This window comes from Corynebacterium sp. LK2510 (assembly GCF_040946405.1).
GTDB lineage: Bacteria > Actinomycetota > Actinomycetes > Mycobacteriales > Mycobacteriaceae > Corynebacterium.
The window spans coordinates 101,955-112,049 of sequence record NZ_JAYWLR010000007.1; the positions used below are offsets into that span (position 1 = coordinate 101,955).

A 10,095-nucleotide genomic window follows, 5' to 3' on the forward strand; every position below is an offset into this window, starting at 1 on the left:
AGTTCGGGGCTCCGAAGATTGTAGAAAAGCATTCTGACTTTTCTAATAGTAGTGAGAGCGGTTGATTGCGTAGCTGGTGGGATTCGCACCCCGGTAGGGCAACCGTAGAAGAACCTTGGAACTGTTTGGTTGTTGAACGATTCTTTATCAGCTATATCTAAGTAAAGAGAGTTATCTCCGAGCTAGGTGGCTTCTGCCATCAACGGCCTGCACTACAGGGTCAGAACTGAGAGGGTTCACGTTTCATGAAGAAGAACAGTAAGTTCATCGCTATTGCGGCGGCAGCGTCGCTGTGCGCGTCGTTCGCACCGGCAGTGGCTCCGAGCGTCACCTTGCCGCTGACGGCAACCGCCGAGGCTCAGGTCGTGTCCAAGGGTGGGCTGACTGCCGAGGAGGTTCGTGAGGGTGTACTGGTGGTGGTTGATAGTTCTAAACCAGCTGACAAGGTTTATGTCCCATTGTCGGACCCTGAAGTTCCCGCAGAAAAGGTCTACAGCTGGGAAGGCGTCGACTACCCAATGTACCTAGAGCGATACGGCAACTCCCCAGAAGGTAACAGGAAAGCCTACCGGTGGGTCGTTGGCACGGAGTCGGGGAACCGGGGGGATGCTTGTAACCTTGCGTGGGAAGAGTACTCCGTTAGCGACCGTTCGCTCATTCGGCACCAGGTGAATGGTTTCCTCATTTCGCCTCGAGCTAACCCTGCCACTGATGAGTACGTTTGGGGCACCCTCGAGCACTTTCCAGGTGGCCCGAACAATACATTGACGAACTGGCGATTCCCGTTCTCGATTGGCCAGCCACTCTACAACGTGGTGGTCGATATCGAATTTCCCCGCGTGGCCGCGGATGGAAGCGCGGTTACCGCTCCTCGTATCGAACCCCACGCCTACCATTGGGGTGCAAGTGTTGAACTGCAGTCAACCGGCGAGACCGTCTCCTATACGGCCTACCACGCCGATGATGCGAACCTTCCTTGGCACCACGTCGCCCCCGCGAATATTGATTTCGACCCCTCGGATCCGTACATCGCTCGCGTGACGTATCCGTTCATTCCGGAGAACTCGACTACAAGCTTCCAGTTTTCTCAGATTTCGGAGAACGTTAGCTCCCCGATTGCTGCCCGCGCGACGATCACCGCTGACAAGGTGTGCTACCCGCAGGCACAGGTTGTCCAAGGTGAGAAGATTGAGGTTTTCGAGGGCGATCCGAATGAACCGAATGCTGCCATCCAGAACGCAACGTTTGATCGAGTCGATGGCACGCCTGAGTGGATCCAGGTGAATCCGGCGGACGGAACCCTGACTGTCGCTCCGGGCTTTAACGTGGCTCCGGGCGAATATCGCGTGCCGGTGGCCGTCAACTACGCAGGTTATCCGCCGACCACCGCCACCGCTTTGATCACTGTTCTGCCGGCTATCGGATATGACGATTCGATGGTGAAGCCGGGTGGAACGACTAAGGTCTACCCCCAGAACAACGCCCCGTACCCGGGTGACACACGGTTCGAGTTGGACGGAGATTGGGAAGTCCCGGAGGGTTGGACCGTTACTGTGGACCTGTACACCGGTCGCGTGGACGTTGCGGTGGCAGAAGACATCGATCTGACGGACCTGGAGAAGGTCCAGATCCCGGTCGTGGTGACCTTCCCTGCTAAGGGAGATGCGCAGGGCGTCACCTACGAAACCACTGCTGACGTGACTGTCATTAATGATGCCGTGATCAAGAGCGTCGTCGAGACGATCGAGAATGGTGTCCCGGTTACGATCATCACGCTGATTGATGGCCGCGAGATCAGGATTCCTAAGGGCCAGGACGGCCAGGATGGCAAGGACGGAAAGGACGGCCAGGACGGCGGTTCGACCATCGAGGGCTCGTCTGAGCTGTCCGATCGCTGCATCGCGACCGGCCTGGGTCTGGGCCTTCCGCTGCTCGCACTGATTCCGCTGGGCCTTGCTAACCAGGTTGGCATCCCGGGTCTCGCCTCCGCTCAGGCGCAGATCGGCGACATGATCCAGGACTTCAACAACAACCTGCAGAGCCAGATTGGCGTGTTCAACCCGTCACTTGCGCGCCAGTTCGAGTCCATCAACAGCCAGCTCCAGCTCGCTGGACCGGGCATCGCGATGGTTGCGGTTGCTTTGCTCGCCGGTGGCCTGCTTTACGACGCCTGCCTTCCCGAAGGCGAGGGCTCGATCAGCGACGCCGACTCCAGCAACGCTGAGGAGCTCGACGCAAGCTCTGAGGAGAGCAACACCTCTGAGCTGAGCAGCGGCTCGTCTGAGTAATCTCTCGTAGCCTAAAGGCCCGGCGTGATCTCTTCGGAGGTCGCGCCGGGCCTTTTGCTGTGTGCGGCGTTGGGGTGGGAGGGCGTCGATAAGCGAGGGCTAATGAGTGGGGTGTTTGGGTATCGGTGAACTTTTCTTCGGGCTGCATACGACCAGCTCGGGCAAGGGTTTTGGGGAGACAATCGGATACGAAAGGTTGTCATGACGACATTTATCACCTAGCCTGTGCCCCAGCTGGAGAAGTCCAGGAAATCCGCAGCTAGATAGGTAAAAATGTTGAACAAAAGAATCATATCCGTGTCCGCTGCAGTGATGCTCGGACTGTCGGCCGTGACCGCGCCCACCGCACTTGCGCAGGCGGATGGGAACGGTGTCAGGATTACGGAGGACCAGGAATCCTACGCCAAGGAAACCTACCCTGACGTCGAGTGGACAACGAACGCAAACGGCGAAGTCATCTCCGTGCCTGCGAATGGTGATCGCTCCCTGAGGTGCGCCGTCGATTGGAATGCGGCGACGATCCTCGACAAGCAGTTGGATGACTCATCCAATAACGGCTTCACCATGAAGGTGCTCGACGAGAGCCACGGTGGGCAGTCCCAGGGCTACGCCGCGCTGCAGCACTGGTTTGCGGGCGGAACCACAGTTGCCTACTGGCGTCCCGTTGTCGCGTTCGACGCCGATGTCAACGATGCCACTGTCGTCCTCACTGTTCCCGCGGCCGACTATTCGTTGTCCGATGCGAGTGACTGGTTCGTCAACCGGTATCTCCCGGCTGTAGTTTCGAACAACCCGTACACCACCCTGGCTACCGTTGTCGGTACGGACGTCACAACTGACGGCGACACCACCACCATCACGTACCACCTCGGCGATGTAAAGCCCGGCACAGGATTCGGTGCGGTTGTCAGCGGTGATGTCGGTGCGGACGCTGTGACCGGTTCGCTGCGTGTCACTGGCGACTTCGTCCGCGGAGCGGCAAACGGTGCCGAGGACTGCCAGTTCACCTTCGGCTACAGCGACTCTTTCACCCATCCCGGAGTCGAAGTCGAGGTCAACCAGACCGGTGAGTTCAATGCTCCGAGGAACACCTCGTTCGAGGTGATCCTCGAAGACGGGCAGCCGAAGGTAACCGACGCTGATGGTGAGGTCTACACGGGTTGGATCGTTGAGGTCGATCAGTACACCGGTCGCCTCTCGATGACCCCGCCGGCAAACACCGACCCGAACAAGAAGTACTTTGCGCATGTACGCGCCACCACCCAGGACGGGATCTCGCAGGAGACGACCGCCGGCGTGCAGGTGGCTAAGGACGTTGAGGAATACGAGATCCGCGAGGGAAACCTGTGGGTCAAGATCAACGGCACGTGGACCGACCTGGGCACGGTTGTCGGCCCCGCCGGTGAAACCGGTGCTCCTGGCGCATCCGTCAAAATTGTGAACCAGTCCATCGATTCCGACGGCAACACCGTTATTGAATTCTCGGACGGCACGTCCGTCACTGTGAGCAAGGGTGAGTGCGCCTCCTGCGGTCAATCGTCCGGAGCCGATTTCATTGACCTCGGCGGCTCGTCCATCTTCGAGGGTTCTGGTGAGGGATCGTCGGATGCCCGCTGCGTCCAGGCTGCCGCGACCGTCGGCATTCCGCTGCTGGCGCTGATCCCGATCGGCCTTGCAACCCAGTTCAACATCCCGGGTCTGTCTCCGATGGTTGCGGATGCACAGGCTCAGCTGCAGGATTTCAACACCAGCTTGCAGCAACAGTCCGGCATCTTCAACGAGGAGACCTCCCGATTCATGGCGCAGGCCAACGCTGAGCTGAAGAAGTTCGGTGCCGACCTTGGCCAGGCCGCTGGCGTGGCTGCTGCTATTGCAGTCGTCGGGCTCATCGGTCTGTACCTGTATGACAACTGCGCGCCGACGCCGCAGAGCTAATCGCCCGGGTTGACGCGCGGTAGCGCGTTGGCCAGGAAGTGAGTGTGACCTCCGGTGTGGAAGGATTTGGTCCTTCCTTACCGGAGGTTTTTGCTGCGGCGATGAGGCTAGCTACGTATCGGCAGGCGCAAACTGGGAAGAACGGATGCCTTTTCGGAGAGCTCTGCTCGGTCGATGGGGTGGGGGAGACGTCGGAAAGCATGCGGTGGAAGGTGGTAGCTACAGCAATTGAGATCTCGCATTCCTGTGGATCAGCCGAAAAATCGAGGTCGTCGGGCCCCAATTCCTATAAAAGTGTTGTGGTTTCCTGAGAATTACGTTTAACTTGCGGGTGTTCAGTTCTTCAATTGCATCGAAACCAGTAGTACTCGAAGGGAATTTGATCTATGTACAACAAGAGAGTCCTCTCACTGTCTGCGGCAGTGATGCTCGGCTTGAGTGCGGTGGTGGTACCGGCCGTGGCACCAAATACCACTTTGCTGCCGACGGCCTCCGCTCAGACTGCGGTGATTAATCCGGCTAGTCCATTTGCCATGGACCACGGGAACGACGTGCTTAACCACCTGTATGGCGGCACGCCACGGTATCCGTGGACGACAAATCCTTTTGATTCGTACCAGATTGCTCGTTGGAGTGTAGAAGGATTCGGAACCGCTCCGCTACCGCCGTTCCAGATGACCGCGTATACGCAGATCAATCCGGATTCCTTCGCACCTTACCCGCCTGACAACAAATATGGAGATGTCATTCGGCCGGGCGCATACGTTTCCCCACTGCGTATTACCGCATTTGGAGGCAGGCAACCGTTCGGGGACGGAACGTATATCGTCGATAAAAATCTGGTCCCGATCGGAGGCTTTCCTGGAACCCATTTTGCGGGTGACGGCTGGATCAATGGTCTCTACAAACCGGTGCAGGAGCTTGGCGCTCGCGTGCGAATGTCGACTGACTACGCCGCGGATGTGCGAATGGTCATGAAGGTAAGTGACACCCATTCCAAAGCAGAGTATGTGAAGTCTGCTGAGGTGTTTCCCTGGAATGGCTGGTGGGTGCAGGCACCTAAGCCTCCGTTCCAGGCAGATGTTTCACAGCTGACGACTAGGTATGAGACAGGGGCTGACGGCGCGACCTACTTCATTGTTGAAGGTCACATGCCGGAGAAGACGTGGTCTTCATTCCAGGCCAACTTTTCGATTCCAGCTGAGGTGCACGATGCTAATCCGTTCCCTATCACTTCTTGGGCTCTAGCAGGTACTTACACGGATATCCAGGCGTATCGTCCAGCTAATACCTACTCCGAGCTGAGTTTGTACCAGGGTGATGAGGAAACTGTTGGCAAGCCGGCTGTGGCCAACGGTCTCGCTGTCCCAGGAGGTACCACCTACACCGCAGGTGAAGATGTGCCTGAGTGGGCTACCGTTAATTCTGACGGCACTATTAAAGCAGCTCCGGGTTTGGATGTGGTTCCGAGGGATTACACTTTCAATGTTGTCGTGAATTACCCGGACGGCACGCAGGTGAATACCACCGCGACCATCAACGTACTTAAAGCAATCGCACCGCAAAACGTTGAAGTGACTGTGGCGCAGGGAGATGTCGTTACCTCCGATGTCCCTCGTGGCAACAACGGCGAGCCGCTTCCCGAAGGGACCACCTACACATACCCAACGGACCTGGAAGATTGGATTGTTCCCAACGGCGACGGAACTGTTACCGCGCGGCCGGGTTTTGAGGTCGCGCCGGGTAAGACCGTCGTAACCGTGACCGCCTCGGTTCCGCAGGAAGACGGGAGAGTTCGGGATTTCACCTACGACATCACTGTTGAGGTCATCAAAACCCCTATCGTCCCGGTTTTCTCTCCAATTACTGTTATCCAGGGTGACACTCACACGGTTGATGGCCCTGCGAATGGCAATGACTTGCCTTCTGGAACGACTTTTGGAAAAGCCTCTGACACTCCTTCGTGGGTGACCGTCAATGAAGACGGTTCGATTTCTGTAATTCCTACCGCCGAAACAACGCCTGGCTTGAACACAGTACCGTTCCAGGTCACTCATCCGGACGGTACAGTCGAGTCGGTGTCGATGATCATTAACGTCATCAACCCCAACCAGCCTGTGTACCAGCCAGTTCAGGTGATTCAGGGTGGGGAACCTGTTACCGCTAATGCTCCCCTCAACCAAGACGGGACTGGTTTGCCAAGCGGTACGACATTCGGTCGCACTGATGAAACCCAAGACTGGGCTGAAGTAAACCCAGATGGCACCGTCACAGTTGAGGTCGGGTATGAGACCCCGGTTGGCGCCGTTAATGTCCCGGTTCTTGTCACTTATCCTGATGGCACATCTGAAGTGATTAACGCTGCTGTTTCGATCATCAATGACGATGCTCCGCGCTACGCGCCGGTCGCTGTCAAGCAGGGGTCGACTGGTGAGAACGCAGTAACCACTGAGGCTCCAGTTGATGCCTCTGGTGAAAGACTTCCGGGAGGTACGAAATTCGAAATCGGCCCCGATGCTCCGGCATGGGTTACTGGTATCGATGAAAACACTGGTGAGCTCACGCTGGAGCCCGGTACGGATGTTCCGGCCGTTCCCTACGCCATTCCTGTGATTGTTACTATTCCGGGCGGTACCACCCTGACGATCGAAGCCCCTGTCTTTGTCTACGAGGCTCAGCCCGAGGTCACCCAAGCAGATGAGAACAACCCGGGTTACGGAACTGGGACCACGCAGCCGGGTAAGCCCGTTGTCGTGGAGCAGAACGGTGACAAGGACCTGCCGGACGGCACCACGTTCGGGCCTGGTGAGAACTTCACCAAGCCTGAGGGCTGGGTCATCGAAATTGATTCGAAGACGGGTGACGTTTCTGTGACTCCGCCAGCGACGGCGAAGCCGGGCGATAAGGTGACGATCCCGGTGGTCATCACCTACCCGGACGGGTCTACCGACACTGCTGAGGTGACCGTCGTGGTCACCGAAAACCCGGGCGGGGGCGGTTCTGCCGATGGTTCTGCCGACGGTTCTTCGGTTTCTGACCGCTGTGTCGCCGCTGCCGCGACGGTGGGTCTGCCGCTGCTGTTCCTGATCCCGCTGGGCTTCGCCACCGAGCTGAACATCCCGGGCCTGTCCCCGGTGATCACTCAGGTGCAGAGCCAGATCGGGCAGATCAACGCCGAACTGCAGCGCAACCTGGGCATCTTCGAACCGAACACCGCACGGTTCGTGCAGGAGCTCAACGCGCAGTTCAACCAGTACGGCAAGGCTGTCGGCGGACTGGCGCTCGTGGCCGCGGGCCTGCTGGCCGGTGCGTACGTCTTCGACAACTGCGTCGACGGCGGTTCCAGCTCCTCCAGTTCCTCGAGCTCTTCCGACGACGTCGCGACCGCCGAGGACTCTGACGCCTCCAGCGACTCGTCTGACTCCTCCTCGCTGTCTTCCGAGTAGCGTCGAGTAGCTGACTGGCCCGTCCTTCCCTTGAGCGGGGAGGGCGGGTTTTGTCGTTAGCGAGGAGTTTCGGCTGATTCGATGAGGTCTTTCCGCGCCCGGGCGACCCGGGAGCGGATGGTGCCGATGCGCACGCCGGAGATCTTTGCGGCTTCCTCGTAGGTGTAGCCAAGGACCTGGGTCAGGATGAGGGCTTCGCGGCGTTCGGTCGGGAGGGCGTCGAGAAGCGAGCGTGCGTCGATGACCTCGGACCACGTGGTGGTGTTGTCGGGGCTCGGCTCGAGGGCGGCGACGTCGTCGTACTCGGCGGCGGACTTGCGCGGGCGGGCCATGTCGTGGCGCACGGAGTCGATCCAGGCCCGGCGGGCGAGGGAGAGCAGCCACGTGCGGGCGGAGGAACGCGCCGCGAAGCGGGGGAGCGCTCCCATGACCCGCAGGTAGGTTTCCTGGGTCAGGTCGTCGGCGTGCTCGCGCCCGGCGAGGTGGGCGAGGAGGCGCCAGACATCGTCATGCGTCTCGCGGATGAAGTCGGTGAGTGCAGCTTTGTCGCCGCGGCCTGCCCGGAGGGCGAGGTCGGTGACGGCGTCGTCATTTCGGCTGCTCACACGTGGAAGATTACCAGCACAGACACAGTCTCTTAGCGCGGTGGGGAATACGTGCGAAACCCCTGAACTTCGTTGCCGAGCACCACTGCATCGCGTAGAATATCAATTGTTCGACTATAATAAGCAAACCCTTTTAGGTCTGAGGAGGCCGACACAATGGCAGAGAAGTCCAAGGCTGAGGAGATCGTCGCCCGCGGCGAGCGTCCGGCCGGCAACGGCAAGACCACCACGCTCGGCGGGCAGCCGGTCGCGTCCGAGAACATCTCGGTCACCGCGGGACGCCAGGGCCCCAACGTGCTCAACGACATCCACCTCATTGAGAAGATCGCCCACTTCAACCGCGAGAACGTGCCGGAGCGCATCCCGCACGCCAAGGGCCACGGCGCCTTCGGTGAGCTCCACATCACTGAAGATGTCTCCCAGTACACCAAGGCCAAGCTCTTCCAGCCGGGCGCTGTTACCCCGATGGCTATCCGTTTCTCCACCGTCGCCGGCGAGCAGGGCTCCCCGGACACCTGGCGCGACGTGCACGGCTTTGCCATGCGCTTCTACACGGAGGACGGCAACTACGACATCGTGGGCAACAGCACCCCGACCTTCTTCCTGCGTGACGCCATGAAGTTCCCGGACTTCATCCACTCCCAGAAGCGCCAGCCGCACACCGGCCTGCGTGACGACGAGATGCAGTGGGACTTCTGGTCCCGCACCCCCGAGACTGCACACCAGGTGACCTACCTGCTCGGCGACCGCGGCACCCCGAAGACCTCCCGCCACCAGGACGGCTTCGGCTCCCACACTTTCCAGTGGGTCAACGAGGATGGCACCGCGGTCTGGATTAAGTACCACTTCAAGACCCGCCAGGGCTGGGAGACCTTCACCGACGAGGAAGCCACGGAGATGGCCGGCAAGAACGCCGACTACCACCGCGAGGACCTTTACAATGCAATCGACCGCGGCGACTACCCGATCTGGGACGTCAAGGTCCAGATCATGCCGTTCGAGGACGCGGAGAACTACCGCTTCAACCCGTTCGACCTGACTAAGACGTGGTCGCAGAAGGACTACCCGCTTGTCGACGTCGGGTACTTCGTGCTCAACCGCAACCCGAAGAACTTCCACGCTCAGATCGAGCAGATCGCCCTCGACCCGGGCAACATCGTCCCGGGTGTCGGCCTGTCCCCGGACCGCATGCTGCAGGCCCGCGTCTTCGCGTACGCCGATCAGCACCGCTACCGCATCGGACCGAACTACCGCGACCTGCCGGTGAACCGTCCGCTCAACGAGGTCAACACCTACGCCGAGCGCGGCTCCATGGCGTACTTCTTCAACGACGAGGGCGAGCCGAACTACACCCCGAACCGCACCGCCAAGGGCGCCGGCTACCTGGACAACGGTGAGGACTCCTCCTCCAACCACACCGACTACGGTCAGGCGGAGAACCTCTACGTCAACCCGGACCCGCACGGCACTGACCTGGTCCGCGCCGCCTACGTCAAGCACGCCGAGGACGACGACTTCGGCCAGGCTGGCACCTTGTACCGTGAGGTCTTTGATGATGCCGCTAAGGAGCGCTTCATCAACAACGTGACGAACAAGATGCTCCCGATCAAGGACAAGGGCGTCGAGGAGCGCACGTTCGCGTACTGGGGCAACGTGGATGCCGACCTCGAGCAGCGGCTGCGCGCTGAGCTCAAGCGCAAGCGTGAGGCTGACTCCGAGTAAGTAGGGGTTCCACAGCAACTGGGTGTCCGGTCGACGTGTTGTCGGCCGGGCACTTTTGTTTGCGCAGCACGAATACACACGCAACCTGATCAGATCGGT

The 10,095-nt window shown here is 59.6% G+C and carries 5 protein-coding genes; 4 read left to right on the top strand and 1 reads right to left on the bottom strand.

The window, feature by feature from the left end; genetic code table 11:
• The first annotated feature begins 245 nt into the window (after positions 1-245).
• From VVR41_RS05795 to VVR41_RS05805, 3 genes are all read left to right on the top strand, one after another.
• The gene (locus VVR41_RS05795; RefSeq protein ID WP_368523963.1) at positions 246-2,288 is read left to right on the top strand and encodes a Rib/alpha-like domain-containing protein; all 2,043 of its coding nucleotides are present in this window, start codon (positions 246-248) and stop codon (positions 2,286-2,288) included.
• 297 nt (positions 2,289-2,585) lie between these two features.
• Positions 2,586-4,223 (top strand): Rib/alpha-like domain-containing protein, encoded by a 1,638-nt coding sequence (locus VVR41_RS05800; RefSeq protein WP_368523964.1) that lies wholly within the window; start codon positions 2,586-2,588, stop codon positions 4,221-4,223.
• A gap of 386 nt (positions 4,224-4,609) precedes the next feature.
• Entirely contained in the window at positions 4,610-7,669 is a 3,060-nt protein-coding gene (locus VVR41_RS05805) for a Rib/alpha-like domain-containing protein (protein ID WP_368523965.1), read from the top strand.
• A 56-nt stretch (positions 7,670-7,725) separates the two neighbouring features.
• Here the strand turns inward: VVR41_RS05805 and VVR41_RS05810 are convergent, their stop codons facing one another.
• A complete protein-coding gene (locus tag VVR41_RS05810; protein ID WP_368523966.1) occupies positions 7,726-8,274 on the bottom strand; it encodes an RNA polymerase sigma factor in 549 nt (182 codons plus the stop codon).
• 156 nt (positions 8,275-8,430) lie between these two features.
• Here VVR41_RS05810 and VVR41_RS05815 point away from each other — a divergent pair, with 156 nt between their 5' ends.
• Entirely contained in the window at positions 8,431-9,996 is a 1,566-nt protein-coding gene (locus tag VVR41_RS05815; RefSeq protein ID WP_368523967.1) for a catalase, read from the top strand.
• Positions 9,997-10,095 lie beyond the last annotated feature (99 nt).